The sequence below is a fragment of the Rhodococcus sp. BP-349 genome, assembly GCF_019835845.1.
Lineage (GTDB): Bacteria > Actinomycetota > Actinomycetes > Mycobacteriales > Mycobacteriaceae > Rhodococcoides.
On the sequence record NZ_JABUDR010000003.1, the window covers coordinates 188,582 to 215,094 of the forward strand.

The window sequence follows — 26,513 nt, forward strand, 5'->3', positions numbered from 1 at the left end:
CGGAAGCGGCGATATGACGGCATCGGACGAGAAGCGGGCTCACGCGAGTCTCGACCACGCCGATCGCCCGGACCGCGCGCGTCTCGAGGCCGCCGGCGACACGTTCCGCATGCTGTCCGATCCCACTCGGCTGCACCTGCTCTGGACGCTGAGCCACGGCCCAGCCGACGTCACGGCACTCACGGAGGAGACCGGCGCGTCCCGCACCGCGGTGAGTCAGCATCTGGCGAAGCTGCGCTTCGTCGGCATGGTCGAGACCGAACGCAGCGGCCGCAACGTCATCTACCGACTCGCCGACGGCCACCTGGCCCGGCTGGTGCGAGAGGGTCTCAACTTCGCCGACCACACCGTGACCGGCGAGCCTCCGCATCACTGATCGGGTCTAGATCCACCCGTGGCGCCGGGCGATCGCGCATGCCTCGTGGCGATTGGCGGCGCCCAGTTTGGCCGCGGCGGCCGAGAGATAGTTGCGTGCCGTTCCCGGTGAGAGATGTGCGCGCTGGGCGATCTCGGCGATCGTGGCTCCGTCCGCGGCGAATTCGAGCACGTCCGACTCGCGCGGTGTCAGCGGCGAATCGCCCGCGCCGATGGCCTCGGCCGCCAGGCTCGGATCGACGTAGCGTCCGCCGCTCACCACCGTGCGCACCACCTCGGCGAGGGTCGCCGCGGACGTGGTCTTCGGGAGGAATCCGCCGACGCCGGCAGAGAGCGCCTTCTTGAGGTATCCGGGCCGGCCGTGGCTGGTGACGATGATCGACCGGCAACCGGGAAGCAGCGCGGCGATGCGTTGGGCCGTCTCGATACCGTCGATCCCGCCGAGCTGCAGGTCGAGCACCGCGACGTCGGGGGTGGTCCGCGCGGCCTCGGTCACCGCCGCCTCGCCCGAGTCCGCATGTCCCACGACCTCGATGTCGTCCTCCAGATCGAGCATCGTGCCCAGGGCCACCCGGATGAGGTTCTCGTCGTCTGCCAGCAGTACCCGAATCATGGTGTGCCCTTCGTGGGGGATGTCGTCGTCGGTGCGAATTCGACAGCGAGGGTGAAGGTGTCGGCTCCGGCCTCGACGGTGAGGGAACCTCCGACTGCAGCCAGACGCTCACGGAGACCGGCGAGACCGGTGCCGTCGCCCGCACGTTCCGGCGACGTCGGCCGGTCGTTGACGATGCGGAGCCGGTCGTCACCGAACTCGATACGGCAGTAGGTGGCACGCGAGTGGCGCAGGATGTTCGTGACGCCTTCCCGCACCACCCACGCAGCCTGTTCGGCTACTGCGCCGGGGATGTCGGCGACCGTCCCCGTCAGCTCGGTCCGGATACCGGCGGCGGACAACAGGGACTGGGCGCCGCGGAGTTCCGCCGCGACGTCGACGGAACGGTAGCCACGCACCAGTTCCCGAGCGTCGGTCATCGACTCCCGGGCGAGCACACGTACCTCGTCCATCTGCGCGGCAGCTCGGTCGTCTCCTCGCCGAGCCAGCGCGGCGGCGAGCTCGCTCTTGACCGCGATGGCGGACAGCGCGCGACCGACGACGTCGTGCAGGTCCCGGGAGAAGCGCAGTCGTTCCTCGGCGACCGACAGGGCGGCGGCGGCGTCGCGGGTGGTGGCCAGCTCGGTGACGATGCGCAGCAACCACATCGACAGGCGCACCGTGGTGGCCATGGCGACGATGCAGAAGGCCAGGAGTGTGATCTCGAGGGCGGTCGAGCCCGATGCGGTGGCGACCACCGGGGCGACCACCGCGGCGCCGAGAGACCAGCGCAGGTCCACCAGTGCCGCGATCGGTGTCGTCACCAGGATGGCCACCCACAGGAGGTTCGGTGCGGCGCCCACCACGACGAGCACGGCGGCCGCTGCGATCTGTACGCACAACGGTGCCCGGACGTCCGCACTCGAAGCGCCACCGAGTGCGGGAATACGGTGCAGGACAACGAGTGCAGACACCACGCACACCAGCGCGGCGGCGGTGGAGATCGCGTCACCCGCCTGCGCCGAGGCCGCCATCGAGGCCACCGCGACCGCGACGACGATGAACTGGAAGGACTGCCGGGTGTAGGTGCGGACCTTCTCGACGTCGCTGCTGCCCCGCCAGCCGAGTGTCGGGTCGAGATGATCGCGCAGTCTCATGGTCTCCAGCCTTGCAGATCGGACGGTCGGTGGCGGGACGTCAGGAGCGCGGTTCCCAGCGGAAGTGGGTCCGGGCGATCAGGACGCTGCCCGCGATCCAGGCGAGCATGACGAGAGCCGGCTGACCAGCCTCCGCGAACGTCGACGCGAAGCCCATCGAGTCGGCGCCACCGGCGGCATCACCCACCGAGGTGGTGCCGAACCACCCGAGGTTCAGGAGATCGCTGACCGCGGCCATCGGTGTCAGAGCCACCACGTCGGCGAGGGACTCGGGTACCACGTCGCGCAGGAGTGACGATCCGAGCATCGCCAGCAGGATGACGGGCAGGCTGGTGATCTGTGCTGCTTCCGCGTTGCGGGTGAAGGCGGACGTGATGAGGGCCAGTGCGGCGAAGAGCGCCGCACCACCGACCAGTGCCGCCGCGATGAGCAGGACGTTGACGGGAGTGCCGCCGCCGAGGACCACCACGACCACGCCGACGATCACTCCGAGGAGGAGTGTCAGGAGGAACGACGGCACCGCGGGTCCGAGAAGGATCTGTGCGTCCGTGCTCTCCCCGGTGCGGAGACGTTTGAGCACCAACTCGTCTCGACGCGTCGCGTAGACCGACAGGAGGTTGTAGTAGACCAGGAACACCAGCAGGAACAGGGCGAAGATCTCCAGCGCGGCCGACACGCCGGCGTCGGTGAGCCCACTGTCTCGACCCGCGACGACCAGAAGGACGATCGGCAGGACGAGGGGCATCACCAGAGCGTTGAAGAGAAGGACGCGGTTGCGTCCGAGGAGCGTGAATTCCGCTCGGGACAGTGCGGTCATCGTACTCATGCCGTGATCACCTCGGGGTCGTCGAATGTGTCTGCGATGGAGAGGAATACGGTCTCGAGAGACGCGGCTCGCGCGTCGAGACCGTGCAGGGTGACACCGCTGTCGCGGGCCCACACGAGCAGCTCGGTCAGCGTCTCCTGTACCGAGTTCGTCGTGATCGACACCGTGTCGCCCTTCCGGTCGACGTCGGCTCCCGGGAGTTGCGGCAGGGCGGTCCGCGGGTCCTTCAGCTCGATGCGCGCCGGGTGACCGGCGACCACGTCGTCGACCGTTCCGCTGCGAACGACGCTGCCGCGGTGCATGATCGCCAACCGATCGCACAGCGATTCCGCCTCGTCCAGATAGTGCGTGGTGAGCATGATGGTCACCCCGGAGTTCTTGAGCTCCTGAATGAGCTGCCACGTGTTGCGCCGACTCTCGGGATCGAGTCCGGTGGTCGGTTCGTCCAGGAACAGGACTCGCGGTCGGCTGATGATCGCGCAGGCGAGATCGAGACGACGCTGCTCGCCGCCCGACAGGAACTTCACTCGGGTGTCCGCACGGGCTCCGAGATCGACGCGCGCCAGGACGTCGTCGACAGGCAGTGGATCGCTGCACGTGCCGGCCCACATCCGCAGGCTCTCGGCCGCGGTCAGATCCTGCGGTAGTCCACCCTTCTGCAGCATGATGCCCAGGGCGGGCCGGACCTTTCTCCGATCCGCCACGGGGTCGAGTCCCAGGATGCGGACCGTGCCCTCGCTGGGACGCGACAGACCCTGGACGACTTCGAGAGTCGACGTCTTGCCGGCGCCGTTGGTGCCGAGCAGTCCGAACAGTTCGCCCTCCGCGATGTCGAGGTCGAGGTTGTGGACCGCGTCGTACGCGGTCTTGCCGGAGCCGTAGCGGCGGGTCATTCCCGACACCTCGATGACGGTCATGACGTTCGCCCCCAGTGCCGACGCCCGACGGCGACGCGGACGGCGAGGAACGCGGCGACGACGGCGGCCGCTGCCACGGTCGGCACCGAGACTCCGACGATCGCGATCAGCACCGCGATGAGGGCCACCGTGATGACGGCCACCACCAGTTCGCGGGCCGGGGTCGGCGCGGGTCCGATCTCCATGAGGTCGGTGAAGAGGTTTCCTTCGTCTGGTTGCTTCATGAGAACAATTCTTCGGATCATGCGGCAGGACCGGCAGTGCCAGGATGCATCGGTCGAGATGACACCGTCACGGTCGAGCGATGACAAACGTCATGAACCGGACGGCCGAGTAGCGTGTCGACCATGAACGGATGGTTCGTCGTCGCGCTGCTCGGGGTGCTCGGTCTGGCGGCGATCGTTCTCGGCGGCGCCGACGATTCACCGGGACTCCAGTTTCTCGGTCTGATCCTCGTCGTCAGCGCGGTCGTGACGGCGGTTCGTCGTCGCCGTACCTTCTGATCGCGCCCTCCCCTCGATTCTCGTCGCGAGTTCATGGTGGCACTTGTTGAACGTGTTCAACTTCGCTACGGTCGTTGTTGAACACGTTCAAGACGGGAGTCCGACAATGGTGCGAGACACGGCGACGCGGGAGCGGTTGGTGGAGGTGGCGCTTCGCCTCTTCCGAGAGGACGGGTTCCAGGCGACCACGATGCGGCGCATCGCGACCGAGGCGGGCGTCTCGCTGGGCAATGCCTACTACTACTTCGCCGGCAAGGACGAGTTGGTCCACGAGCTGTATCTCGTCGTCCAACGCGAGCATCGGACCCGCGCGATACCCCGGCTTCGCGACGGCGCCTCGCTGGCGGACAACCTCTCGGCGGTGCTGCACGCCGGTCTCGATGTGATGCACCCTTACCGAAGCTTCGGCGGCTCGTTCCTCCAGTCGGCGCTTCCCCTGCAGTCGACCTCCAGTCCCTTCTCGCCCGAATCGTCCGCCGCGCGAGACATGGCCGTGGACCTCATGCGACTGACTCTGCAGAAGTCCAAGCAGCGCGGACCGGCATCGCTGGAGAGTCGACTCCCCACGTTGCTGTGGGTCGCGTACCTGGGTGTGACGCTGCACTGGGTCACGGACGGATCCGTCGACCAACGCCGCACCCGCGCGCTCGTCGACGGTCTCGTTCCCGTCGTCACGAAGACGATCAGCCTGTCCCGACTACCGGTCGCGCGAGGACTGCTCGGCGACATCGTCGGGCTGGTGGACACCATGACATCCGAGAAGGGAAGCGGGCGATGACGAGAGACGTACGGACCGTCGTGATCTGTGGAGCGACGGGGTACATCGGGCAGTACCTCGCGAGGGCGTATCGGGACCGGGGAATCGACGTGAGATCCGTGGGCCGCGGCGCCGTCAACGACGCGACGTGGTCGGACCGCGACCGGTTGACCCGTGTCCTCGACGGAGCCGACATGGTGATCAATCTGGCGGGTCGTTCGGTGAGCTGCCGCTACACCAAGAGTACCGCCGACGTCATCTTCTCCTCGCGTGTGGAGACGACGGCCGCACTGGGACAAGCTTTCTCGCGCGTGGACCGCGCTCCCGACGTGTGGTTCAACGCCAGTACCGGAACCATCTACCGCGATGCACGTGACCGGCCGATGACGGAGCGGGACGGGGACGTGGGGACGGGTTTCTCCGTCGAGGTGGCCCGCGCGTGGGAGCGCGAACTGTTCGACGCGCCCACCGACGTCCGCAAGATCGCGCTGCGCATGGCGATCGTCCTGGGCGCCGGCGGCGGCGCCGTCAACCCCCTCATCGATCTGGCGCGGCTCGGACTCGGCGGCCGGATGGGTGACGGCACACAGATGTTCAGCTGGATCCACGTCGCGGACGTGCTCCGGTCCATCGACCACCTGCACGCGCGCGAGGACATCGCGGGACCGGTGAACCTCGCGACACCGTTCGCCGTGGACAACGCCACCATGATGCGCGAGGTTCGACGTCACCTGGGACGGTCGCGAGGTGTCGCGACCCCCGCATGGTTGTTGCACGCCGGCGCCGCTGTCATCCGCACCGAACCGGAACTGGTCCTGAAGAGTCGGTGGGTGGATCCCGAGGTGTTGCGGCGCAGTGATTTCGAGTTCGAATATCCGCGCCTGGGTCCGGCGTTGGAGCAGATCGCTCGCCACACGTCCCGCGGTCTGCTGCCGGTCGCCCTGGGCTGACGCGACGTCGTACGCGCCGTTTCCGCCGACGGTCCGCGGGTAGCCGACACCGACCCGGATCCGTGCGACGAAGGAGCAGCGATGACGACCGTGACGAACCTACTGGCCACCCATCCCCTCGACGGTGATCGTGCACTGGTGGCGGCCTGTGTGGAGGCGTGTCTCGACTGTTCCACGGCGTGCACCGTCTGTGCCGACGCCTGCCTCGCCGAGGATTCCGTCGCGCGACTCAGGTCGTGCATACGACTCGATCAGGACTGCGCCGACCTGTGTGCCGCGACCGCCCGGATCATCACGAGGAGCGGTGCCCGGTCCGAGACGGCACGCGCCGCGCTGATCGCCTGTGCGTCCGCGTGCGACGACTGTGCCGACGAATGCGCCCGGCATGCGGAGATGCACGAGCACTGCGCCGCGTGCGCGGACGCATGTCGGCGATGTGCGCGGGCGTGCCGCGACCTGCTGGCCGCGCCGGGCACACCGATGTGACGACGGACATGGTGTCGATCAGCCTACTGCGAGGACAGTTTTGAGCCAGCCCTCCTCGCGACGGTCGAAACTCTCGTAGGCATCGACGGCCGTGATCGGTGTCTCGGTCTGCGTGATGAAGTTCAACGGATCGAACGACCCGCTCGCGACACGGTCGAGCAGCATCGGCACGTAGCGGCGGTGGTTGCAGTTTCCGGCCTGCACGGTGAGGTTGCGATTCAGGACGGTGCCGATGGGAAAGCCGTCGAAGGTCGGGGGATACACACCGAGGATGCCGATGGTGCCGGCCTTGGCCACGGCCTGGACGGCCCACCGCAGCGCCTGGCTCGGACCGTCACCCGGCCTCCACAGGTTGCCGTTCGGCGCAGCATCCGGCGCGGCCTGCTGCACTTCGCTCGCGAACATCTCGCTCTGCTGTCCGGCCTCGTCCGCGGCGGGACCACTCGACGGTGTCTGCGCATCGACCCCGACCGCGTCGATCACCCGGTCGGCGCCGATTCCTCCCGTGAGGTCGAGAACGGCCTCGACGGGATCCTCGGCGTTGAAGTCGATCGTCTCGGCATTCTGACGCCGGGCCACCTCGAGTCGGGAGGCGATGCCGTCGACGACCATCACTCGTCCCGCGCCCTCTTGCTTCGCCGACGCCGCGGCGAACTGTCCCACCACGCCGGCGCCGAACACAACCACGGTGTCGCCGTCACGCACCTTGGCGAGTTCGGCACCGAACCACGCCGTCGGATAGATGTCCGACACCAGGATGGCCTGATCGTCGCTCACTCCGTCCGGTACCCGCACCAGCGTGTTCGGCGCCCAGGGGACGCGCACACGCTCCGCCTGGAGACCGTCGATCGAGCCCGTGGCCTCCGGACCGCCGAAGAAGCTCGTCCCCGCGAGCGGACCGCCGGGGTTCGCGTTGTCGCACTGCGCGGTGTAGCCGGCCCGGCAGTAGGAGCACCACCCGCACGACATCGTGGAACAGACCACGACGCGGTCTCCCACGGAGAAGCCGCGGACCGCCGAGCCCAGCTCCTCCACCACACCGACGGCCTCGTGACCGAGGACGGTGCCGGGTCTCATTCCCGGCATCGTTCCGCGCACCATGTGCAGATCGGTGCCGCAGATCGCGCTCGCGGTGACGCGCACGATCGCGTCGGTCGGCCTCTGCAGGACCGGGTCGTCGACGTCGTCGAGTCGAATGTCGCCGGTTCCGTGCCACACCACTGCCTTCATACGTGTCCTCTCGTCGTGCGGGTCGGCGTGTCGACCGCCATGGTCGGGCAGGGGTACCGCCATCGGAACAGCTGAAACTCCACGACCGGGGTTCGATTCGTGCGTTTCGACGCGACGATCGCGGGAACACGGGCGCCGCAGCAACACCGTCGGGTGGGGCTCGGTTGTCCGGTGACCCGTGGAGGAACTCAGTGTCCGATCTTCAGCCGTTCTACGACGACGTCCAAGCCCACTACGACCTCTCCGACGAGTTCTTCAGGCTCTTCCTCGATCCGACACAGACCTACAGCTGTGCGTAATTCGAGCGCGAGGACATGACACTCGAGGACGCGCAGCTCGCGAAGATCGACCTGTCGCTGTCCAAATGCGACCTCCGTCCGGGCATGCGCTTGCTCGACGTCGGCTGCGGGTGGGGCGCGACGCTTCGGCGAGCGGTGGAGGAGTACGACGTGAACGTCGTCGGTCTGACCCTGAGCAGGAACCAGTACGAGCACGTGTCGGCGATGCTGAACGGGCTCGACACGGGACGCACCACCGAGGTGCGGCTGCAGGGGTGGGAGGAGTTCGACGAGCCGGTCGATCGCATCGTCAGCATCGGCGCCTTCGAGCACTTCACCTCGCCTCGCTACGACGATTTTTTCGCGCGGGCTCACTCCATCCTGCCGGCGGACGGCCGGATGATGCTGCACACCATCGTGCACCTCGGCCGCGACATGTTCCGGCAGAAGTCGCGTGTGACGCGGGCGGACATGGACTTCGCCGATTTCATCGGTCGCGAGATCTTTCCCGGCGGCGAGCTTCCGATCCCGCAGGTGGTGATCGAGAAGGGCGAGCGAGCCGGCTTCCGCGTGGAGAAGGTTCAGTCGCTGCAACAGCACTACGCTCGAACGCTCGATCTGTGGTCGGCCGCGCTGGAGGCGAGAAAGGACGAGCCCGTCGCCATCGCGGGTGAGGCGATGTACGAGACCTACATGCGGTACCTGCCCGGCTGCGCCGACTTCTTCCGGCGGGAACTGATCGATGTCCGCCAGTTCACGATGGTGAAGTAGAAGGCGCCGCCTGGTCCGGGGCATCGATCTCCGCGATGACAACGCCTATGTCGTCGGCGCTGTAGGGAAGTCCGAGGACATCCGTCAGAGCGGCAGCTGCCCGGCTCGCGACGAGATCGCCGGCCTTCAGGAGATCCGTGCCGTAGGCGGCGATCACCGTCACCAGACCGCCCGTGCATCGGTGACCCTCGGTGTAGAGCGAGATGTCGGCGGGCTCCGTGCCCGCCACTTCGGCGACGGCGCTGCGGACGGCGATGCGGACGACGACGTCACTGACCCGCAGGGTGTCCTCGTCGACGTCCACTCCCTCGTCGGGGTAGCGGGCGTCGAGGGGCCACGTCCGGACCCCGACTGCTCGCACGCGTGAGAGGGCGGCGGCGCTGATGTCCACCCACCCGTGCACGGGCGCGTCGCGCAGCACGCTCGCGGCTCGACGGAGCGTCGAATCCGTCTGCGGCGGTGTCGAATCAGGCTGACCCGACGTCATCTCCACGTCTCCAATCGTGTCTCGAGGGTGGCGCGTGCACGCGTGAGGTGGCCGCGGACGGCACCGGGGGAGAGGGCCATGACCGTACCGATCTCGGTGTGCTTCATGCCCTCGACCTCACGGAGCAGCCAGCAGGCCCGCTGGCGATACGGTAGCTCAGCGAGAGCGTCGTCCAACGCGGACAGGAAGTCGGCGTCGGACACGGTGCGCGACGGGTCGTCCTTCGGGTCCTGGCTCGGCCTCTCGAACACCCAGTCCTCGACGGGCGCCATGCTGCGACGCCGCCGATGATCCGTCACTTTGTGGGAGATGACGCTGAACAGCCAGGTGCGTAGCGAGGAGTCGGAACGGAAGTGGCGCAGTCCGCGCCAGGCGTCGACCAGCGCGTCCTGGACGATGTCCTCGGCAGCTCCCCGGTCGGACAACAGGTGGGTCGCGTAGCGCAGCATGTCCGGTCCGAGTCGGCGCACGATCTCCTCGAACGCGCGTCGGTCACCCATGCCCGCGGCGGCGGCGAGGGCGCGATCGCCGAGTTCGCGGTAGTCGTCAGTGAACGTGCGAGCGGTGCACGTGTCGCCGTCCGCCGACGGTGCGGCGGTCGACGGAAGGGTGACGTCACCCGCCACGCCGGGACTTCCGGGATCGGGCGCGATCGACGGACGACTGAGCACTGTTCCCCCCGAACCGCCGTCGGAGTGACCCACCCCGAAGATTGATGAAGCAACTACTTTCCCCGACGTGACTGTTCCCGCCCGGGATCACGCGCAAACCGATGTGATGCGCATCACTTGATTCCCGACGTGCGTTTTCGTGGTGGGGACCCGACTCAATGACTGTGACGAGCCGTCACAGCCCAGAGGGAGGACCTGACGTGAACGCCCCGCAGAACGCGACCGGAAACGCCGTGAAGACGTCCGTCGCATCGACCGACGACCACAGTGACGACGTCACCGACCGCGGGAGTCGCGGCCGCACGATCGTCGCGGACGCGGTGGTCGCCACCGTCGTCGGCATCGCCGCGCGAGAGGTGCCGGGCTTGCACGCTCTGGAACCGGCCGGTTCCCGTGCGCTCGGAGCCGTCCGCTCTGCGGTGGGCGTCGACGGGGCACGGCACGCACAGGGGGTGACCGTCGAGGTGAACGACCGCAGCGCAGCCGTCTCCCTCGATCTGGTGGCGGACTACGGGATCTCCATCGCCGACGTCGCAGCTGACGTCCGCCGCAACGTCTCCAGTGCGGTGAGGGCACTGACCGGACTCACCTGCAGCCGCGTCGACGTCGTCGTGCACGACGTACAGGTCGACGGACACCGCACCGCCGCCTGACGACATTCTCGTCCGACCACACACACCGACCACACACAGCCGACCCGCACTCCGCGGGCCGGTCGGAGAGAGGAACCATGATGACCACGATCGAGAAACGCACCGACGAGGTGCGCGCATGAGCGCCCGTCGGAGCCTGTCCAGCCGACTCTTCGAGGGCCTGGGCCGCGTGACGTGGGGCTACGCCAAGCGCAAGATCGACGAGCGCCGCACCCGACGAGGTGGACGACGATGACCAAGTTCACCGTCTACATCGCCGAGGCCATCGGCACCGCCGTTCTCGTGATCGGAGGTGTGGGCACCGCCGTCCTGGCGGGCGACGACGTCGGCACCACCGGAATCGCGCTCGCCTTCGGCCTGACACTGCTCGCGATGGTGTTCGTGCTCGGACCCGTGTCCGGTTGCCACATCAACCCGGCGGTCACGCTCGCGTTCCTCGTCACCGGCCGCATGACGGCCGCCCGCGCCGCCGGATACGCCGTCGCACAGGTGATCGGCGGACTCGTCGGCGCCCTGGTGGTCTACGCCGTGGCGACGGGTCGACCCGGATACGACCGAACGGTCGATGGTCTCGGCGCCAACGGATACGGCGACGCCTCGGCAGGAAACTACTTGCTTCTCGCCGTCGCGATCGTCGAGATCGTGGCAACGGCAGTTCTCGTGCTGGTCGTACTCGGCGTGACAGGGCCGCATTCCGTTGCGGCAGCCGGTGTTCCGATCGGACTGACGCTCACGTTCGTGCATCTGCTCGCCATCGGGGTCGACTCGACGTCGGTCAATCCTGCGCGCTCCATCGGGCCTGCGCTGATCGCCGGCGGAAGCGCACTCTCGCAACTGTGGGTGTTCCTGGTCTTCCCGTTGATCGGTGGTCTGGTCGGTGCACTCGCCTACAAGGCCGTGCGGCCCGCCGAGGCGGTCGCCGCGCACTGACTCTCGTGTGCGACGAACCCGTTGCTCGCCGGGTGCGCCCGGGGCATGATGCGACGGTCGGTCGTGGGGGCCGTCGCACACGGGGGTGGGTCATGAACACGGCACGTCGTACGCCAGGTCTGCGCGCGATCCTTGACGACTATCGACGCTGGCGCGCGATCGGGCCGGGCGGGCTCCCCGACAATCCGGTCGGCTGGGTGGTCATGACCGCTCTACGCCCCCTCTGTCGAGAGACCATTCGACTGCGCGACAACGATATCCGGGCCGCCGTCGGTACGCTCGAGTTGCCGGACCGCGGCAGTCGACCCGTCATGGCACCGTTCCCGATCCCGCACCGGCAGGTGGTGTCCGACGGCGATCCCGTCAGTGTCCGGTCGTTGCAGGATCACCTGACGATCCTGTGCTCCACCGACGGATGCCACAGCGCGCGTAGCCATCTGGAACGTCGAGGCAACGCGCTCCACGTCGATCACCCGCGCAGCGCCGCCGCTCGGCGTGCTCGCGGAGAGATCGCCCACGTGCACGACGCGCAGGGGTCGATGCACGTGGTCGCCGATCCGCGAGACGTCGTCGAGATCGTCTCGCGGGGCTGGGGAGAGCGGCATCCGCTGGCGGGGCGTTCCCTCGTGGGACTGCCGGACAGCTATCTCTACCTCTACGCACCTCGGAACGAGGCAGAGCAGCAGCAGCTGCGGCGCATCGTGGACCGAGCAGTCGTCTCTGCTGGAACGTGATCGGTTCGCGGGGTCACGGGCCGTGCAGTGTCCAGACTTCGACGACACCGGCGCTCGCGGGCGGCACTCGCACCTAGTCTGAGCGCCATGAGATTCGACGAGTATCGGGCCCACGACGCGACCGGGCTCGCCCAGCTGGTCGCGTCCGGCGACGTGACGGCCGCGGAGTTGGTCGAGGTCGCGATCACGCGAGCGCGCGAGGTGGATCCCACCCTGAACGCCCTCGTGCAGTGGCAGGAGGATGCCGCACGAGTGCGGGCCGCGGGCGCCTTGTCCGGTCCGATGGTGGGAGTGCCGTTCCTGCTCAAGGATCTCTTCCAGGCTCAGGCCGGGATCGTCGAGACGTCGGGGTCACGCTCGGGGGTGTCGTCCAGGCCCCCGGTCACCGACACCGTGGTGCAACGGTGGCTCGACGCCGGGGTCGTCGTCCTGGGCCGCACGGCCGTACCCGAATTCGGCGCCAAGGGAGTCACCGAGCCGCAGGCGCACGGTGCGACCCGCAACCCGTGGGATCCCGCCCGCACACCCGGTGGCTCCTCCGGTGGTTCGGCCGCCGCGGTGGCGTCGGGCATCGTGCCCGTCGCCGGCGCCAGTGACGGCGGCGGCTCCATCCGCATCCCCGCGGCGTACTGCGGCCTGTTCGGGCTGAAGCCGGGCCGGGCAGTCGTCCCTGCGGGGCCTCGTGCCGGGGAGATGCTCTTCGGGAGCGCCGTCACCGGTGTGCTCACCCGCTCCGTGCGCGACTCGGCCGCGTTCCTCGACATCATGCGCGGCTCGGACGACGACGCGCCCTTCGAGTTCGCGGCCCCGTCGACGTCCCATGTGGAGGCACTCGGCCGGCCGGGTCCTCAGCTCCGGATCGGGGTCGCGGCGCGGTCGGCGCTGAACGACGCACCCCACCCGGACGTACTCGACGCGCTCGACCGCGCCCGCGACCTGCTCGTCGAACTGGGCCACACCGTCGAGGAGGTCGCCTCGCCGTTCGACGAGGAGCAGCTGGCCCGAGACTTCCTCGTGCCGTGGTTCGTCCACCTCGCCGCCGAGGTGTCGTCCGCGTCGGCCGCGGCACGGCCCACCACGACGGAGTTCGAACTCGACACGCTGGTCCTCGCCGAGATCGGGCGCGCCACGAGAGCGGTGGATCACGATGCGGCACTGGCACGCTGGCAGGACCATGTCCGCGCCATCGCTGCATTCCACCGCCGCTTCGATCTGCTCGTGACACCCACGACGGCGGGTCCCGCGCCGCTGATCGGCGCCTTCGACACCCCGTTCCTGGAGAGGGTGGGCGCCCGGGTCGCGCTCGCGCTGCGGCTGGGACCGATTCTCGGACGGCTCGGCGCGGTGCAGAACGCGGTGATGCGCAGCCTGTCCGCTGTCCCGTACACACAATCGGCCAATCTGACCGGGCGGCCGGCGATGAGTGTTCCGCTCTCGGAGACAGTCGACGGTCTGCCCGTCGGCGTGCACTTCTTGGCGCCACCGGGTGGGGAGACCCGGCTGCTGGTGCTCGCCGCGGAGCTCGAGGCGGCGCGGCCATGGTTCGACAGGGTCCCCGCGGACGTGGTCAGTGAGCGAGTCGGATGACGCCGTCGACGATCTCCACCCGCGCGGTGGTGAGCGGTACGGCGCGTCCGACGGCGGCCACCACTGCGGAATAGGGAGGGAAACCGAAGATCACTCCCTTGGGGCCGGACACCATGGACCCGTCGGTCACATCGAATTCTGCTCTGTGCCAGGGGCACTGGAGGCAGCCGTTCTCGGTGACCCGTCCGCGCCCGAGCTTGGCGAGTTGGTGTCGGCACGTGTTCCCGACGGCGAACGGTGTCCCGTCGGGCCGGATGCCGACCGCGAGCACCCCGTGGTCGTCGGTGCGCACCTCGGCCACGCCCCTCTCACCCAGATCGGCGACACGCACGAGGTCTCGCCCGTGTGCCCGGATCGGGTGATCGTGAAGCACGGGTGGGAGCACGCTGCGCGGTCGCGGGGCGGGGGTGCGGTCGTCGGCCATGGGCGGGGGTTACCCGGACGGCGGCCGACTACGCGTCGTCGCCGGGCCTCGGGACGTCGGTCTCCCAACGCGCGCGGCGTTCGTCGTCGGACTGTTCCCACCACGGCGCGCCGCGTTCGCCGAGAGCGACCTTGGCGGCCTGCACACCGGCGCGGGACTCCGCGGCGCCGCCGGTCCGGCGGACGTCGCGTCGCCACGCCATCAGGATCGACCGCAGTTCGGCGCCGCGCTCCTCCGGAATGTCGGGATCGGTGGCGCGCCACTTCCGCCCGTCGATCACGATGTGGTGGCCGTCCTCGGTGTACTCCCGGCCGTCCGTCATGACACCGATGCTAGCGACGACTCCGGGATGTCCCGTCGGGTTCCGGCCCGGGGACGCATCGTGACGACAGCGATGGCCACGAAGGTCAGCGCCAGACCGATCGCGGTGAGGGCGGTGAACGGCTCGCCGAAGAGCAGGGCGCCCCACACCGTGGTGACGGGCGGTACGAGGAACATCAGAGCGTTCACCCTCGTCACCCCCACCCGGTCGAGCAGATACCAGTACAGCCCGTAACCGCCGAACGTCGCGAACACCACCAGTCCCACCGTCGCCGCCCAGAAGTCGAGTGTCGTCGGCGGTACCGCGGTGCCCATCGCGACCGCGCCGGCGGTGAAGACGACGGCCGATGTGGCGCAATGGATTCCGAGAGCGCTTACGGGTGCCGGTCGCTGGGCGCGACGGTCGACGAAGGTCGCGGCGACCAGAGACATCATTCCCACCAGCGGAACGAGGTAGGCCCACGCCGGGGTGGTCGCGGTGGTCGCCGTGGCGTCCGCAACGGTGGCGAGCGCGACGCCGAGAGCACCGATCAGGAGCCCGATCCATTGTCGGCCCGAGGCCGCCGCGCCCAGCAGGGGGCCCGCCAGCGCTGCCGCGACGAGTGGCTGCACTCCGTCGACGAGGGCCGTGGTGCCGGTGGAGACCCCGAGGCCGATGGCCCAGTACACGGTGAGGAGGTAGCCGGACTGCGACAGAAAGCCCACGATCACCTGCCGCCGCAGGTCCGGGCCTCGAACTCGGCGAGACCCGAGGAGCCACGTCGGTGCGAGCAGCAGGGCGAGGGGGAGGAACCGCCACATCAGGACGGTGGTGACGGCAGCGTCCTCACCGCTGATCTTCGCGCCGATGAAACCGGACGACCAGCAGAGTACGAACGCCGCGCCCGCCAGTACCGACCCGACGGCAGTGCGTCGATCCACAGGTATACCGATCTGTCTACTCATGACAGCAGACTACACAGATCGGTATAGTTCGAAACATGACATCCGAGGTCGCCTGGACGCCGAAGGCGCGTGCCGTGCTGGCCGCGGCCGACGAGCTGTTCTACGAGCAGGGCATTCACGCGGTCGGCGTCGACACGATCGCGGCGCGAGCCGGCGTCACGAAGAAGACGTTGTACGACCGCTTCGAGTCCAAGGAACGGCTCGTCGTGGAGTACCTGCGGGAACGAGACCGTCAGTGGCGCGAGTTCCTCGCCGTCCGGCTGGGTGCCGTCTCCGCAGACGCGGCCGGCGATCGGATCGATGCGGTGCTCGTCGCCTCGGCCGAGTGGACGGCGCAGCGAAGTGGCAAGGGATGCAGCATGGTCAACGCGCACGCGGAGATCAGCGACCCCGCCCACCCGGCCTATCCGGTGATCATCGGGCAGAAGCGCTGGATGGTCGATTTGTTCGTCGACATCCTCACGGCCGCAGGAGCGCCCGACCCGGCGGGGACTGCCGACCTGCTGATGCTCGTGCACGAGGGCGCGCTGGTGTGTGCGGGAATGGGAGTGGTCGAGCGGCCCTTCGACCGTGCGCGTGCTGCCGCGCGTCTACTCCTCGAGCCCACCGGCCGGTGACCACCCGAGCGCCGGACCCAGTGTCGTCGCCATGTCGGTGAGAATCTGCACGTAATCGTCGTGGTCGAAGCTGAAAGGTAGAGCGAACGCCACCTCGTCGATCTCCCGGAAGGCTGCGCGCGCCTGCAACTGCTCCACGAGTTGCTCGGTTGTGCCCACCAGATCGGGAGCGAACAGCAGGCGGGCCGGGCCGACCGGTGACCGGGTGCGGCCCAGACGGGCATCGGCGTACTCCCGGTAGCGGGCGCGCTGGCTCGGTGTGGCCGAGTCGGTCGGAATCACCACCAAGCCCTGCGAGACCCGAGCGCCGTTCCCCGCCGCGTGTGCCGAGCGGAAAGCCTCGATGTGGGAGAGCTGGATGCGGTCGAAGTCGTCGTCCTCCTCGGCCTTCACGACGCTGCTCGTCAGGAAGTTCATACCGTTCGCGCCGGCCCAGCGAGCCGACCCGAGCGACGCGCCGCCGTACCACATCCGGGACGCGAGACCGGGCGAATGAGGCTGTGCGCGTGAGGAATGCACCTCGATGCCGTCCATCCCCTCGAAGTCCGTCAGACGATCGCCTCGGATCGCGGCGAGGAGCCGCACGACTCGGGCGTAGGTGAAGTCCTCCCGATCTGAGGTGTCGGGATACAGCGCATCCTTCAACCGGTCGAAGTTCATCGGCGGGCCCACGCTGACCCCGGGATTCAGGCGCCCGCCGGACAGGATGTCGACGGTGGCGAGGTCCTCGGCCAGCCGCACCGGGTTCTCCCACCCCAGCGGAGTCACGGCGGTGCCGAACTCGATCCGCGAGGTCCGCTGCGATGCGGCGGCCAGCACGGCGACGGGGGAGGAGATGCCGTACTGCAGGTGGCGATGCCGCAACCAGGCGCTGTCGAAGCCGAGACGTTCGCCCAGCTCGATGATCGCGAGCGTCGACTCGTGCCCGGCCGCGGGGTCGTCCCCGTCGAACAGTCCGATCGTGAGAAAACCCATCCTGCGCAGCGGTCTCGGGTGCATGGGTCCATGATCCCCCCGTGAGCCTTTCGCGCATCCCCGAGTACGCAAACCGCGCACGGGGGCGAAGCCCTATGATCACGCGATGACCGATCACGATCATGTTGCCGCTCGCCGAGAGATCACGTCCGCCCTACTGGCGGCCTTCGAACGTCGTCACGAGGTGCTCGACGTCATCGTCGAGGCCGAGACCCGGCCCGACGCCGTGGAGGCGATCGCCACCCTGCTCGGCACGTCACGGTTGGGCGGCGAGGCCGTCATGGGCATGTCGTTCGCCAGCCTCACCAAGGACGCCCGCCGGAGCAACGCCGCGGAGCTCGAGGACCTGGACAGCCGCCTGAACTTCACGTTGGCCGAGCGTCCCGCCAGCGCGGGAGAGACCCTGGTGCTGGAAGCGTTCTCGGACGACGACCGCGACCTGTTCGCCGCCCGCCTCGCGGACGTCGGTTCCGCGGGTGACGGATCCGGCGGAGCGGCCGGTGATCTGGACACCGAGCTGACGGCGGCACGGGATCGCCTCGACTCCGAGCAGGCCGCGTGGTTCGTTGCACGCGAGGGCACGGAGAAGGTGGGCATCGTCTTCGGCGAGCTCGCCGGTGGCGACATCGACCTCCGGGTGTGGATCCACCCCGGACACCGGAAGAAGGGCTACGGCACTGCGGCGCTGCGGAAGTCGCGCGCCGAGATGGCGGCGGTGTTCCCGGGAGTGCCGATGATCGTGCGCACCCCCGGGGTCCAGCCGTCCTGACACTTCTCGTGAGAGGCGATCAGGCCCGGTACTTCTCGATGTACCGGGTCATCGTCTCGAGCTGGTAGCGGGAGACGTCGTGGGCGTTCTCGTTCTCGGCGAACACACTCGACACCATGACGGTGTCGTTGTCGTAGAACCCGAGTGAGCCGAGGCCGCCGAAGAACTGGTCCCAGTCGACGTCGCCGTCCCCGATCTTCAGATGCTGGTGCACCCGCACCGCGTTGCCGGGTGGGTTGGTGATGTACCGCAACCCGTGCGAGCGGTGATGATCCATCGTGTCCGCCACGTGCACCAGACGCACCATGTCCCCGGCGGCGGCCATGATCGCCGGCAGGTCACCGCCCATGTGGAACTGGTGGCACGCCACGATGACCATCCCGATGTTCGGGGAGTTGATCCCGCGGATGGTGCGGATCGCGGCGAGCCCGTCCTCGACGAAGTCGTCCGGATGCGGATCGATCAGGACGTCGAGACCCTCGCGCTCGATGATGGGGACCAGTTCCTCCATCGACCGGTAGAACGCCCGCTCGGACTCCTCCGGCTTCTCCGGTCGGCCCGAGAACTCGGTGTTCATCGTCGACACCCCGAGGTCGACGGTGATCTGGATGGCCCGCTTCCAGTACCGCACGGCCGCCTCGCGGGCGTCCTCGTCGGGACCGGACCACCGCAGCACCGGCAGCACCGAGGCGATCCCGACGCCGGCGTCCGAGCACGCCTTGCGGAACTTCGCGACCAACCCGTCGTCGGCCTTGGGATGGCCGAAGAACGGGATCATGTCCACGTGCGGGGTGAGCTGCAACCACTCGTACCCCAGATCGGCCACCACGGCGGGCAGCTCGAGTAGCGAATGCGAGTGATGGAACGGCGTCGGATCGAGCGCGATCTTCATCTCAGGCACCGACGATGGACGAGCGCTGCACCATCTCGACGGCGACCGGGGCACCGGACTCGAGCGACTTCACGCCGGCCTCGCACACCGCGGCTGCAGCGTATCCGTCCCACGCTCCGGGGCCGTCGACGTAGTTGCCCGTCTCGGCGCCGGCCTTCACCGCGTCGACCCAGCGCTGGATCTCGGTGTCGTAGGCCTGGCCGAAGCGCTGCACGAAGCCGGGAGTGATGGTGCCGCCCCAGGTTCCGGGAGCGGACCTGCGGACGAGGCCGACGTCGAGACCGATCATCGCGCTGCCGTGCTCGGCCACGACCTCGGTGCGCACCTCGTAGGCGACACCGGTGGTGACGAACACCTCGGCATCGACGTGTCGACCCGACTCGGTGGTGAAGATGGCGATCTGTGGATCCCGCAGGCCCTGCGGTGCCGAGGGATTCGCCGACGGGCTGATGATCTGCACCGACGTGATCTCCTCGTCGAGGAGGAAGCGCGTGACGTCCACCTCGTGCACCAGCGAGTCGCGCACGATCATCGCGCTGTCGAAGTGCGGCGGCACGGCGGGGTTGCGGTGTGCGCAGTGCACCACCAGCGGACGGCCGAGCTCGCCGGAATCGATGAGCGCCTTGAGCTGGTCGTACTCGGTGTCGAAGCGGCGCATGAAGCCGACCTGGATGAGCTTCGTGCCCAGTGCGGCCTCGGCTGCCACGACGGCGAGGGACGTGGCCACATCGGTGGTCAACGGCTTCTCGCACATGACGGGCTTGCCGTGCTCGAGACACGCGAGAAGCTGCTTCTCGTGGGTCGGGCCCGGAGTGGCCAGGACGACTGCGTCGACCTCGGGGTCGGCGATGGCGTCGAGGGGATCCTCGACGACGCGGCACCCGGGGATGGTCGCGGCAAGTTCGTGCGCCTTCTCGCTGACGTAGTCGTTGATCACGGCGACGCGAGCGCCGGTGATCTTCGAGGTGATGCGGGCGACGTGATCGGCACCCATCATGCCGACACCCAGGACCGCGATGCGGAGTTCGGTGGTCATCGTGTCAATCCGTTTCTGTAGGTGCGTGAGTGTGGTCAGGCGAACGTGACGGCGGGGACGCCGCAGGAGCCCAGGTACTTCCGGGTGCGCTGCGCGATGGGCAGAGGAGCGTCGACGGCGCACGGGTACATGTCCTGCTCGACGATCGCGAAGATGTCCGCGGTGAGCTTGCCGTCGTCCGCGAGGCGCTCGATGGTCTTCAGGAGCGGGGGCATGTCCGGGATGCCCAGCGGCGGTTCCGTCATGGCGCCGAGCTTGACGGCCTCGCCGAACGGCAGATCCTCCGCTGCGACCCTGGCGCGGACCTCCTCGTTCACCTGCTTGAGGTGGAGGTACCCGATGCGCTCGGGCGCCCGCTCGATGATCGCGATGTTGTCACCGCCGCAGTAGCTGATGTGGCCGGTGTCGAGGCACAGGTTCACGAACTCGCTCGAGGTGCCGTCGAGGAAGCGGTACACGTTCTCCTCGGTGTCGACGTGGCTGTCGGCGTGCGGGTGGTACTGCGCCTTGACGCCGTACTGCTCGAACATGCGCTTGCCGAGCTCGTTCATGCCCTCGGTCTTCTTGCGCCACTGGTCTGCCGTGAGGTCGCGGTCCTCGAGCACCGCGCCGGTGGAGGGGTCACGCCACATCTCGGGGATGACGACGACGTGCTTGCCGCCGGCGGCGGCGGTCAGCTTGGCGACGTCCTCGATCTGAGTCCACACCGCGTCCCACGCGTCGTCCTGGTGCAAGTGTTCGAAGACCGTGCCGGCCGACAACTTGAGACCCCGAGAGCCCAACTCCGACAGCAACTTCTGCGGATCGGTGGGCAGGTAGCCGTACGGGCCCAGTTCGATCCACTCGTAGCCCGACGCCGACACCTCGTCGAGGAAGCGGCCGTACGGGGTCTGCTGAGGATCCTCGGGGAACCACACTCCCCAGGAGTCGGGGGCGGATCCGACGCGAATCGTGCTCATGTCTCGGGGGTTCCTCTCGAAGAATGTCCGGCGCTCGTGCTGTGGCACTAACGCGCTTAAGTAACGCGCTTAAGCTACTATGAGGTGGATCACGCTTCCGTGTCAAGCCCCATCGCAGAGGAGTGCCGGTGTCCACGCCGCCCCGCAGCCGCAAGACGACGATGAGTGACGTCGCCGCTCTGGCGGGAGTGTCCCGGACCCTGGTGTCGTTCGTCCTCAGTGGCAAACCGGGTGCGAGTGACGACACTCGCGACCGTGTCCTCGCCGCTGCGCGCGAGCTCGACTATCGACCCGACAACGCAGCCCGGCTCCTCGCCCGCGGCCGGAGTAGAACTTTGGGCGTCGTGATCGACGTACGGCAGCCGTTCCAGGCCGATCTCGTGACCCACATCTATCCCGTGGCCGAGGCTGCCGGGTACGAGGTGTTGCTGTCCGCGAGCGCGCCCGGCCGGGACGAGGCGAAGGCGATCGAGGCACTGCTCAGTCATCGCTGCGAAGGTGTGATCCTGCTCGGGCCGTCGTCCTCACCCGAGTACGTCGCACATCTCGAGGAGCGGGCCGTGGTGGTCATGATCGGACGCGCCCTGCCCGCCACGGACTTCGACGTCGTGCGCAGCGCCGACGACCATGGAGTGCGTCAGGCGGTCGACCACCTCGTCGGTCTCGGGCACGTCGACATCCATCACGTCGACGGTGGTACCGACTCCGGGGCGACCGAACGCCGCGCGGCCTTCCGTGCCGCAATGGACGAGCGCGGCCTTCCCGCCGTGGTGTGGCCGGGCGCGCACACCGAGGAGGCGGGCAGCGCCGCCGGCACGCGCATGGTCGCCGAGCAGCTCGTGCCCACCGCGGTGGTCGCCGGCAACGATCTGTGCGCGGTGGGGTTGATGGACGCGTTCCACCGTGCCGGAATCTCTGTCCCCGAGGATGTCTCGGTGGTGGGATACGACGACAGCGAGCTGGCCCACCTCTCACGTATCGATCTGACGACCGTCCGGCAGGACGCCGAGGGCCTCGCGGCGACCGCGGTGCGGTTCGCCATCGCCCGCCTCGAGGACGAGAGTCTCGCGCCCGCCGAGCTGGTGGTCGAGCCGTCACTCGTCGTGCGCGGGAGTACCGGGCCCGTACGCACGGTCGCGCGTCAGACGGCCCGGCGCACCTGACGCCGTTCGCGAGCGGTCGACCCGACCCGGGGTTCGACTCGAGCAGATCGCCCCGGCGCAGCGCACCCTCGTTTCGGCGCGGCCCTCGTCGGTCACCCTCTCGGGATGCAGACGTTCCTCCCCGACCCCGGCTTCGCCCGCAGTGCCCAGCTGCTCGACGACAAACGGCTGGGGAAGCAGCGCGTCGAGACCTTCCAGATCCTGCGCGCCCTGGTGTGGCCTTCCTACGGGTGGAAGAACCACCCGGCGGTGGTGATGTGGCGGGGTTTCACCCCGGCGCTCGTCGCCTACGGGATCGCGACCTGCCGGGAATGGGCGGCCCGCGGGCGAGCGGAGTCGCTCGAGGCGCGGCTGCTCGACTACAGCGACGGGCGTGCGTGGACGTACGACGAGTTGCGTGACGACGGCCGACTGCCGCCCTGGCTCGGTGACGACACGGTGCACGCGAGCCATCGTCGCGCCCTGGCCGCGAAGGCGCCGCAGGTGTACCCGGCCGACTGGGCCGGGGAGACCGGGTACGTCTGGCCCGGATTTCTCTTCCCGCGCTGGCCCCTGACGGTCGGCGACACCACGCCCAGTGCCGTGGTGTCCTCGATGATCGAGATGGGTGCGCCCGCAGAGCTGTTCGACCCGGGTACGGAGGAGTGGTCCGCTCTGCGGGCTCTGCACCGCGGCCGGTCCGCGCAGGTGCGGACGAAGAATCCCCGTCTGATGACGGTCGCCGCAGCGCTGGTGCTGCCGGGCCGCACAGCTCTGCTGCTGGACACCGACCCGCTCGCTCCCGACCTTCCGCTGCCCGAACCGTCCGCCGAGCCGGGAGGCACGGTGTCGGCGTCCATCGCGCGCGAGCCGACCCGCGAGGACGTCGAGGCGATGCGGGCCGAGGGCCGCGACCCGGGGCGTGTGCGCGTGTTCCGCCGTGGCGAGCCCGTGCGTGATGCCGGGGAGTACGGCGCGGTGGTCACGACCGGTGCCGCGGTCCCGGACGAGCTCGCGGGCCTTCCGTCACTCCGTCTGTCCACGTGAGGGCCGGCGGCCCCGCCATGCGGACCAGAGTTCGGAGTACCGGCCGTCCGCCTCCACCAGGTCCCGGTGCGGCCCCTGCTCGACGATACGGCCGTGCTCGAGCACCACGACGCTGTCGGCGCTCGCCGCCTGGGTGAGGCGGTGGGCGACGACGATCGTCGTCCGTCCGCGCGTGGCGGCCCGGGCAGCCTCCTCGAGGTCGCGCGCGCCGGCGCTGCCGGCCTCGGCGGTGGCCTCGTCGAGGACGGCGACCGCCGGATCGGCCAGGACGATGCGCGCCAGGGCGATCTGTTGCGCGCGAGACGGAGTCAGCTCCACGCCGCCCTCGCCGACCACCGTGTCGAGACCGTTCTCGAGGGTGCTCACCCACGAGTGCGCGCCGACAGTCCGCAGCGCGTCGTCGACCGTCTCCCGATCCGCATCCGGTGCCGCGAGCCGCAGATCGTCGATGAGCGGTCCGGCGAACACGTGCACCTCCTGGCTGACGATCGCGATGTGCCGGCGCAGTCGATCGGAGCCGATGTCGTCGAGCGACACCCCGCCCACCCGTATCGATCCGGAGTCCGCTCGCATCGAGCCCGCCACGAGCGCGGCGATGGTGGACTTGCCGGCGCCGGTCGAGCCGACCAGCGCCACCGTCGTGCCGTCGTCGATCCGCAGATCGATCCCGTGCAGGACGTCGTCGACACCGTCGTAGGAGTGGCGGAGGTTCGTCACGACGACGGTGCCGTCGGCGGGCTCCGCCTCGGTCCCGGGGGAGCGATCGTCGGGCAGATCGATGACGCCCACCAGCCGTGCGAGGGAGGCACCGGCCGACTGGATGTCGTCGAACGAGTACAGCAGCATGCCGATCGGGTTGAAGAGCCGGTGGAACAGCAGTGCCGCCGCGGTGGTCTGACCGACGGTGACGGCGTCCTCGCGCACCAGGAGGAAGCCGACGGTGAGGATGACCGAGAGGCCGACGCACTCGGCCCGGTTGCTGCGCGAGCCGAACCGGGTGAAGAGTCGGAAGACGGTGACGGCGATGTCGCGAGCCTTGCCGGACGATGCGTCGATGCGCGCGAGGTGCTCACCCTCCATGCCGTACGCCCGCACGGTGCGGGCCCCCTGCATGCTGCTGACCAGGGACTGGGCGCGCTCGCCCATCGCGACGCGCTCGGCGGCGTACATCGGGGCGGACCGCGGCAGATACCAGTGCAGGGCCATCACGTACATCGGGATCGCGACCATGCCCGCGAGTCCCAGACGCCAGTCGAGCCCGAGCATCGTGATCAGACTGAGCAGGACCAGCAGCACGGCGGCGAGGATGTTCGGCACCACTTCGCCGAGCGATTTCGCCATCACCGCGATGTCGTCCCCGACGCGGGATAGCAGGTCTCCCTTGCCGACTCGTTCCAGTGTGCTCACCGGGAGGTGGAGTGCGCGACCGAGGACGCGCTCGCGCAGCGAGGCCAACATCTTCTCGCCGAGCAGACTGACGGTGTAGGCGCCGATCCCGGTGAAGACACCGCCCGCGACCGCCGCGGCGCCGATGACCGTCACGACACCGACGATCGTGGACGTCGGTGCGCCCTCGGTCACCCGATCGACGAGCATGCCGAAGACGTACACGGGAATCAGCGCCATGGCCGCCGCGACCACGCCGATGGCGACGGTGAGCGCGACCGATCCCCGCCGCGCACGGAGTTCGCCGCGAAGGAACGCCCAGCATCGGCGTCCACTCGCGATGGGCAGCAGTGCGGTCGGTTCGGTCATCGCAGAACCGCCTCTCGGTAGCGCTCGTCCGTCTCCGCCAACCCGTGGTGGGTGCCGACGGTCGCGACGCGCCCCTCGTCGAGCACGACGACGCGGTCGGTGACCGCGAGGAGCGCGGGGCTGGTGGTGATGAGCACCGTCGTCTGGGTGCGGGCGTCGCCGTCGTGACGCAGTCCCGCGATACCGGTGGCGATGGCGTGTTCGGTCACCGCGTCGACGGCGGTGGTCGGATCGTGGAGGACGAGTACCGGCGGCTGCGCCGCGAGTGCGCGGGCGAGGGCGACTCGCTGGCGTTGCCCACCGGACAGGCTGGCACCGCGGTCGGTCACCGGATGGTCGAGACCGCCGTCGTGCATGGCGACGATGTCGGTGACGGCGGAGGCGGTCACCGCGGCGTCGAGGTCGAACCCGCGGTCCAGGGCGATGTTGGACCGCACCGTGCCGGCGAACAGGTCCGACGTGTGCGGTTCCACCAGCACGGTGCGGCGGACCTCGGGAAGCGCGAGCTCGGTCACGTCGACGCCGCCGACCGTCAGGCGTCCGGTGACGTCGTCGGGCGACACCTGGCCGGAGAGGACGGCGGCCAGCGCATCGGCGTCCTGCGGCCGGTAGGCGACGACGCCGACGATCTCGCCGCGCTCGAGGTGCAGGTCGAGATGCGTCAAGGTTCCATAGGACAGGTCGTCGAGTCCGACGGACGAGGTGTCCGGGGATCGCGTGCCGCCGGAGGTGACCACCGGGTCGGCGCCGAGAACCAACGCCAACCGGTCCGCCGATCCGCGGATCACCGCGAGGAAGCCCGGAAGTCGGGAGAGCGAACTCAGCGGCTCGATGAGGAACTGCGCCAGTCCGACGACGGTGATCAGCTCGGCGACGGAGATCCGGCCCTCCAGAGCGAGGAACCCGGCCGTGCCGGCCACGGCGGCGGACAACAGCGCGCCCACCGTCGCCGAGACACCGAGATACACGCTGTTGCCACGGGCCAGACGCATCGTCGCGGCCAGTGCACGTCGGCTCGACTGCACGAACCGTCGGGACGCGACGTCCTCGGCGCCGATACCGCGGAGAGGCCGTACACCGCTGACGAGATCGGTGGCGAGACCCGAGACGCGGGCCACCTCCGCCTGCTGATCTGTCGCGGCCCGGGTGAGGAACGGCGCACACAACTGCAGGAGAAGGAGAAGGACGGGCGTGCCGATGACGACGGCCAGCCCGAGCGGCACATCGATGACGAGAAGTGCCACCGCAGTGACGACGAGGGCGGTGACCGCGGCGGCGACCCGAGCGATGGCGTCGAGCGCCCACGAGGTCTTCTCGGCGTCCGAGGTGCTGACCGTCAACAATTCGCCGGGGCCGAGATCGACCTGGACGCCGCGCGGGTCGAGCACGCGTCCCGCGACCTCCACGCGCAGCAGGTGTGCTTCCCGCTCGATCGCGACGACGATGATGCGGGCGCCGATCCGGTACGCGTAGGAGAGGACGACGAAGAGTCCCGCCAGGCCCAGCAACGAGACGATCATGGCGGTGACGTCGCCGGTCTCGACCGCGCGGCCGATGATGAGACCGATGGCGACCGGCACCATCGTCTCGCAGAACTGGTGCACGCAGAACAGGGCCGACGAACCGACGAGTCGCACACGGTGGCGCCGGGAGGTACGGCGCAGGATGGCCCCGCCGGTCGACGGAGGTGCGTCATGCATTAGCCGACCCTAACCCACGTGGCCGAC

Annotated in this window: 30 protein-coding genes and 1 pseudogene; 14 read left to right on the top strand and 17 right to left on the bottom strand. The window is 69.0% G+C overall.

Features of this window, described 5'->3' with window-relative positions; translation table 11 throughout:
* Window positions 1–13: 13 nt before the first annotated feature.
* Window positions 14–376, top strand: a complete 363-nt coding sequence (locus tag HQ325_RS17265) for a metalloregulator ArsR/SmtB family transcription factor (RefSeq protein WP_027505578.1) — start codon at window positions 14–16, stop codon at window positions 374–376.
* A gap of 6 nt (window positions 377–382) precedes the next feature.
* On the opposite strand, the gene HQ325_RS17270 is transcribed toward HQ325_RS17265, so the two are convergent.
* The 5 genes from HQ325_RS17270 to HQ325_RS17290 are packed head-to-tail and all read right to left on the bottom strand — an operon-like array spanning window position 383 to window position 4,091.
* Entirely contained in the window at window positions 383–988 is a 606-nt protein-coding gene (locus tag HQ325_RS17270; protein WP_222631394.1) for a response regulator transcription factor, read from the bottom strand.
* A complete protein-coding gene (locus HQ325_RS17275; protein WP_222631396.1) occupies window positions 985–2,124 on the bottom strand; it encodes a sensor histidine kinase in 1,140 nt (379 codons plus the stop codon). The genes HQ325_RS17270 and HQ325_RS17275 overlap by 4 nt, the downstream gene beginning before the upstream one ends.
* A gap of 40 nt (window positions 2,125–2,164) precedes the next feature.
* Window positions 2,165–2,950 carry an ABC transporter permease gene (locus tag HQ325_RS17280; RefSeq protein ID WP_222631397.1) on the bottom strand — a complete coding sequence of 262 codons (786 nt, stop codon included), beginning with the start codon at window positions 2,948–2,950 and terminating at the stop codon, window positions 2,165–2,167.
* The gene (locus tag HQ325_RS17285) at window positions 2,947–3,867 is read right to left on the bottom strand and encodes an ABC transporter ATP-binding protein (protein WP_222631398.1); all 921 of its coding nucleotides are present in this window, start codon (window positions 3,865–3,867) and stop codon (window positions 2,947–2,949) included. The genes HQ325_RS17280 and HQ325_RS17285 overlap by 4 nt, the downstream gene beginning before the upstream one ends.
* On the bottom strand, window positions 3,864–4,091 hold the full coding sequence (locus HQ325_RS17290) for a hypothetical protein (protein ID WP_222631399.1): 228 nt from the start codon (window positions 4,089–4,091) through the stop codon (window positions 3,864–3,866). Before HQ325_RS17290 ends, HQ325_RS17285 begins: the two co-directional genes overlap by 4 nt.
* A gap of 123 nt (window positions 4,092–4,214) precedes the next feature.
* Between HQ325_RS17290 and HQ325_RS17295 the strand changes: the two genes are divergently transcribed.
* The 4 genes from HQ325_RS17295 to HQ325_RS17310 all read left to right on the top strand — a co-directional run bounded on the left by HQ325_RS17295 (window position 4,215) and on the right by HQ325_RS17310 (window position 6,563).
* Complete coding sequence (locus HQ325_RS17295) at window positions 4,215–4,370, top strand: hypothetical protein (protein WP_222631400.1); 156 nt, start codon at window positions 4,215–4,217, stop codon at window positions 4,368–4,370.
* Between the two features lie 106 nt (window positions 4,371–4,476).
* Entirely contained in the window at window positions 4,477–5,148 is a 672-nt protein-coding gene (locus HQ325_RS17300; protein ID WP_222631401.1) for a TetR family transcriptional regulator, read from the top strand.
* Window positions 5,145–6,077, top strand: a complete 933-nt coding sequence (locus tag HQ325_RS17305) for a TIGR01777 family oxidoreductase (RefSeq protein ID WP_222631402.1) — start codon at window positions 5,145–5,147, stop codon at window positions 6,075–6,077. Before HQ325_RS17300 ends, HQ325_RS17305 begins: the two co-directional genes overlap by 4 nt.
* A gap of 81 nt (window positions 6,078–6,158) precedes the next feature.
* Window positions 6,159–6,563, top strand: a complete 405-nt coding sequence (locus HQ325_RS17310; RefSeq protein ID WP_222631403.1) for a four-helix bundle copper-binding protein — start codon at window positions 6,159–6,161, stop codon at window positions 6,561–6,563.
* 18 nt (window positions 6,564–6,581) lie between these two features.
* Here HQ325_RS17310 and HQ325_RS17315 read toward each other — a convergent pair whose 3' ends face one another.
* Window positions 6,582–7,793 (bottom strand): alcohol dehydrogenase catalytic domain-containing protein, encoded by a 1,212-nt coding sequence (locus HQ325_RS17315; protein ID WP_222631404.1) that lies wholly within the window; start codon window positions 7,791–7,793, stop codon window positions 6,582–6,584.
* Window positions 7,794–7,984: 191 nt separating this feature from the next.
* Between HQ325_RS17315 and HQ325_RS17320 the strand changes: the two are divergent.
* Window positions 7,985–8,842 (top strand): annotated as a pseudogene (locus tag HQ325_RS17320) (cyclopropane mycolic acid synthase family methyltransferase).
* Here the strand turns inward: HQ325_RS17320 and HQ325_RS17325 are convergent.
* Window positions 8,826–9,335, bottom strand: a complete 510-nt coding sequence (locus HQ325_RS17325) for a hypothetical protein (protein ID WP_222631405.1) — start codon at window positions 9,333–9,335, stop codon at window positions 8,826–8,828. The pseudogene HQ325_RS17320 and the gene HQ325_RS17325 sit on opposite strands and share 17 nt — an antisense overlap.
* Window positions 9,326–9,955: an RNA polymerase sigma factor gene (locus HQ325_RS17330; protein ID WP_308014731.1), complete on the bottom strand. Its 630-nt coding sequence runs from the start codon at window positions 9,953–9,955 to the stop codon at window positions 9,326–9,328. The genes HQ325_RS17325 and HQ325_RS17330 overlap by 10 nt, the downstream gene beginning before the upstream one ends.
* Before the next feature lie 245 nt (window positions 9,956–10,200).
* On the opposite strand from HQ325_RS17330, the gene HQ325_RS17335 reads away from it, so the two are divergent.
* From HQ325_RS17335 to HQ325_RS17350, 4 genes are all read left to right on the top strand, one after another.
* On the top strand, window positions 10,201–10,653 hold the full coding sequence (locus tag HQ325_RS17335) for an Asp23/Gls24 family envelope stress response protein (protein WP_222631406.1): 453 nt from the start codon (window positions 10,201–10,203) through the stop codon (window positions 10,651–10,653).
* Window positions 10,654–10,884: 231 nt separating this feature from the next.
* Window positions 10,885–11,583: an aquaporin gene (locus HQ325_RS17340; protein ID WP_222631407.1), complete on the top strand. Its 699-nt coding sequence runs from the start codon at window positions 10,885–10,887 to the stop codon at window positions 11,581–11,583.
* Between the two features lie 92 nt (window positions 11,584–11,675).
* Window positions 11,676–12,317: a luciferase family protein gene (locus tag HQ325_RS17345; protein ID WP_222631408.1), complete on the top strand. Its 642-nt coding sequence runs from the start codon at window positions 11,676–11,678 to the stop codon at window positions 12,315–12,317.
* An 87-nt stretch (window positions 12,318–12,404) separates the two neighbouring features.
* Window positions 12,405–13,904, top strand: coding sequence for an amidase (locus tag HQ325_RS17350; protein WP_222631410.1), 1,500 nt, complete (start codon window positions 12,405–12,407; stop codon window positions 13,902–13,904).
* Here the strand turns inward: HQ325_RS17350 and HQ325_RS17355 are convergent.
* From HQ325_RS17355 to HQ325_RS17365, 3 genes are read right to left on the bottom strand one after another with little or no spacing between them, the layout of a single operon-like run.
* Complete coding sequence (locus HQ325_RS17355) at window positions 13,885–14,328, bottom strand: Rieske 2Fe-2S domain-containing protein (protein ID WP_222631412.1); 444 nt, start codon at window positions 14,326–14,328, stop codon at window positions 13,885–13,887. The two genes, HQ325_RS17350 and HQ325_RS17355, sit on opposite strands and share 20 nt — an antisense overlap.
* A 28-nt stretch (window positions 14,329–14,356) precedes the next feature.
* Complete coding sequence (locus tag HQ325_RS17360) at window positions 14,357–14,650, bottom strand: hypothetical protein (RefSeq protein ID WP_222631414.1); 294 nt, start codon at window positions 14,648–14,650, stop codon at window positions 14,357–14,359.
* Complete coding sequence (locus HQ325_RS17365; protein ID WP_222631416.1) at window positions 14,647–15,594, bottom strand: DMT family transporter; 948 nt, start codon at window positions 15,592–15,594, stop codon at window positions 14,647–14,649. Before HQ325_RS17365 ends, HQ325_RS17360 begins: the two co-directional genes overlap by 4 nt.
* 35 nt (window positions 15,595–15,629) lie before the next feature.
* On the opposite strand from HQ325_RS17365, the gene HQ325_RS17370 reads away from it, so the two are divergent.
* On the top strand, window positions 15,630–16,211 hold the full coding sequence (locus HQ325_RS17370) for a TetR/AcrR family transcriptional regulator (protein ID WP_222631417.1): 582 nt from the start codon (window positions 15,630–15,632) through the stop codon (window positions 16,209–16,211).
* Here HQ325_RS17370 and HQ325_RS17375 read toward each other — a convergent pair.
* A complete protein-coding gene (locus tag HQ325_RS17375; protein WP_222631418.1) occupies window positions 16,185–17,210 on the bottom strand; it encodes an LLM class flavin-dependent oxidoreductase in 1,026 nt (341 codons plus the stop codon). The genes HQ325_RS17370 and HQ325_RS17375 overlap by 27 nt on opposite strands.
* 82 nt (window positions 17,211–17,292) lie before the next feature.
* On the opposite strand from HQ325_RS17375, the gene HQ325_RS17380 reads away from it, so the two are divergent.
* Window positions 17,293–17,955: a GNAT family N-acetyltransferase gene (locus HQ325_RS17380; RefSeq protein ID WP_222631419.1), complete on the top strand. Its 663-nt coding sequence runs from the start codon at window positions 17,293–17,295 to the stop codon at window positions 17,953–17,955.
* 19 nt (window positions 17,956–17,974) lie between these two features.
* On the opposite strand, the gene HQ325_RS17385 is transcribed toward HQ325_RS17380, so the two are convergent.
* The 3 genes from HQ325_RS17385 to HQ325_RS17395 are packed head-to-tail and all read right to left on the bottom strand — an operon-like array spanning window position 17,975 to window position 20,842.
* Window positions 17,975–18,847: a sugar phosphate isomerase/epimerase gene (locus tag HQ325_RS17385; protein WP_222631420.1), complete on the bottom strand. Its 873-nt coding sequence runs from the start codon at window positions 18,845–18,847 to the stop codon at window positions 17,975–17,977.
* 1 nt (window position 18,848) lies between these two features.
* Window positions 18,849–19,883, bottom strand: coding sequence for a Gfo/Idh/MocA family protein (locus HQ325_RS17390; RefSeq protein ID WP_222631421.1), 1,035 nt, complete (start codon window positions 19,881–19,883; stop codon window positions 18,849–18,851).
* Window positions 19,884–19,918: 35 nt separating this feature from the next.
* Complete coding sequence (locus HQ325_RS17395) at window positions 19,919–20,842, bottom strand: sugar phosphate isomerase/epimerase (protein WP_222631422.1); 924 nt, start codon at window positions 20,840–20,842, stop codon at window positions 19,919–19,921.
* Window positions 20,843–21,003: 161 nt separating this feature from the next.
* Between HQ325_RS17395 and HQ325_RS17400 the strand changes: the two genes are divergently transcribed.
* Both HQ325_RS17400 and HQ325_RS17405 read left to right on the top strand, forming a co-directional pair.
* Complete coding sequence (locus HQ325_RS17400; RefSeq protein WP_222632504.1) at window positions 21,004–22,005, top strand: LacI family DNA-binding transcriptional regulator; 1,002 nt, start codon at window positions 21,004–21,006, stop codon at window positions 22,003–22,005.
* 105 nt (window positions 22,006–22,110) lie between these two features.
* Window positions 22,111–23,031, top strand: coding sequence for an MSMEG_6728 family protein (locus tag HQ325_RS17405; protein WP_222631423.1), 921 nt, complete (start codon window positions 22,111–22,113; stop codon window positions 23,029–23,031).
* Here HQ325_RS17405 and HQ325_RS17410 read toward each other — a convergent pair.
* Both HQ325_RS17410 and HQ325_RS17415 read right to left on the bottom strand, forming a co-directional pair.
* Window positions 23,011–24,786 (bottom strand): ABC transporter ATP-binding protein, encoded by a 1,776-nt coding sequence (locus HQ325_RS17410; protein WP_222631425.1) that lies wholly within the window; start codon window positions 24,784–24,786, stop codon window positions 23,011–23,013. The two genes, HQ325_RS17405 and HQ325_RS17410, sit on opposite strands and share 21 nt — an antisense overlap.
* On the bottom strand, window positions 24,783–26,486 hold the full coding sequence (locus tag HQ325_RS17415; RefSeq protein WP_222631427.1) for an ABC transporter ATP-binding protein: 1,704 nt from the start codon (window positions 26,484–26,486) through the stop codon (window positions 24,783–24,785). The genes HQ325_RS17410 and HQ325_RS17415 overlap by 4 nt, the downstream gene beginning before the upstream one ends.
* Between the last annotated feature and the right edge of the window lie 27 nt (window positions 26,487–26,513).

Coding starts and splice junctions, on each gene's coding strand:
- HQ325_RS17270 (WP_222631394.1), bottom strand. CDS start 988: ATGATTCGGGTACTGCTGGCAGACGACGAGAACCTCATCCGGGTGGCC.
- HQ325_RS17415 (WP_222631427.1), bottom strand. CDS start 26,486: ATGCATGACGCACCTCCGTCGACCGGCGGGGCCATCCTGCGCCGTACC.
- HQ325_RS17410 (WP_222631425.1), bottom strand. CDS start 24,786: ATGACCGAACCGACCGCACTGCTGCCCATCGCGAGTGGACGCCGATGC.
- HQ325_RS17295 (WP_222631400.1), top strand. CDS start 4,215: ATGAACGGATGGTTCGTCGTCGCGCTGCTCGGGGTGCTCGGTCTGGCG.
- HQ325_RS17370 (WP_222631417.1), top strand. CDS start 15,630: ATGACATCCGAGGTCGCCTGGACGCCGAAGGCGCGTGCCGTGCTGGCC.
- HQ325_RS17405 (WP_222631423.1), top strand. CDS start 22,111: ATGCAGACGTTCCTCCCCGACCCCGGCTTCGCCCGCAGTGCCCAGCTG.
- HQ325_RS17265 (WP_027505578.1), top strand. CDS start 14: ATGACGGCATCGGACGAGAAGCGGGCTCACGCGAGTCTCGACCACGCC.
- HQ325_RS17345 (WP_222631408.1), top strand. CDS start 11,676: ATGAACACGGCACGTCGTACGCCAGGTCTGCGCGCGATCCTTGACGAC.
- HQ325_RS17360 (WP_222631414.1), bottom strand. CDS start 14,650: ATGACGGACGGCCGGGAGTACACCGAGGACGGCCACCACATCGTGATC.
- HQ325_RS17375 (WP_222631418.1), bottom strand. CDS start 17,210: ATGCACCCGAGACCGCTGCGCAGGATGGGTTTTCTCACGATCGGACTG.
- HQ325_RS17315 (WP_222631404.1), bottom strand. CDS start 7,793: ATGAAGGCAGTGGTGTGGCACGGAACCGGCGACATTCGACTCGACGAC.
- HQ325_RS17400 (WP_222632504.1), top strand. CDS start 21,004: ATGAGTGACGTCGCCGCTCTGGCGGGAGTGTCCCGGACCCTGGTGTCG.
- HQ325_RS17290 (WP_222631399.1), bottom strand. CDS start 4,091: ATGAAGCAACCAGACGAAGGAAACCTCTTCACCGACCTCATGGAGATC.
- HQ325_RS17380 (WP_222631419.1), top strand. CDS start 17,293: ATGACCGATCACGATCATGTTGCCGCTCGCCGAGAGATCACGTCCGCC.
- HQ325_RS17280 (WP_222631397.1), bottom strand. CDS start 2,950: ATGAGTACGATGACCGCACTGTCCCGAGCGGAATTCACGCTCCTCGGA.
- HQ325_RS17285 (WP_222631398.1), bottom strand. CDS start 3,867: ATGACCGTCATCGAGGTGTCGGGAATGACCCGCCGCTACGGCTCCGGC.
- HQ325_RS17305 (WP_222631402.1), top strand. CDS start 5,145: ATGACGAGAGACGTACGGACCGTCGTGATCTGTGGAGCGACGGGGTAC.
- HQ325_RS17355 (WP_222631412.1), bottom strand. CDS start 14,328: ATGGCCGACGACCGCACCCCCGCCCCGCGACCGCGCAGCGTGCTCCCA.
- HQ325_RS17310 (WP_222631403.1), top strand. CDS start 6,159: ATGACGACCGTGACGAACCTACTGGCCACCCATCCCCTCGACGGTGAT.
- HQ325_RS17390 (WP_222631421.1), bottom strand. CDS start 19,883: ATGACCACCGAACTCCGCATCGCGGTCCTGGGTGTCGGCATGATGGGT.
- HQ325_RS17395 (WP_222631422.1), bottom strand. CDS start 20,842: ATGAGCACGATTCGCGTCGGATCCGCCCCCGACTCCTGGGGAGTGTGG.
- HQ325_RS17275 (WP_222631396.1), bottom strand. CDS start 2,124: ATGAGACTGCGCGATCATCTCGACCCGACACTCGGCTGGCGGGGCAGC.
- HQ325_RS17300 (WP_222631401.1), top strand. CDS start 4,477: ATGGTGCGAGACACGGCGACGCGGGAGCGGTTGGTGGAGGTGGCGCTT.
- HQ325_RS17365 (WP_222631416.1), bottom strand. CDS start 15,594: ATGAGTAGACAGATCGGTATACCTGTGGATCGACGCACTGCCGTCGGG.
- HQ325_RS17385 (WP_222631420.1), bottom strand. CDS start 18,847: ATGAAGATCGCGCTCGATCCGACGCCGTTCCATCACTCGCATTCGCTA.
- HQ325_RS17340 (WP_222631407.1), top strand. CDS start 10,885: ATGACCAAGTTCACCGTCTACATCGCCGAGGCCATCGGCACCGCCGTT.
- HQ325_RS17350 (WP_222631410.1), top strand. CDS start 12,405: ATGAGATTCGACGAGTATCGGGCCCACGACGCGACCGGGCTCGCCCAG.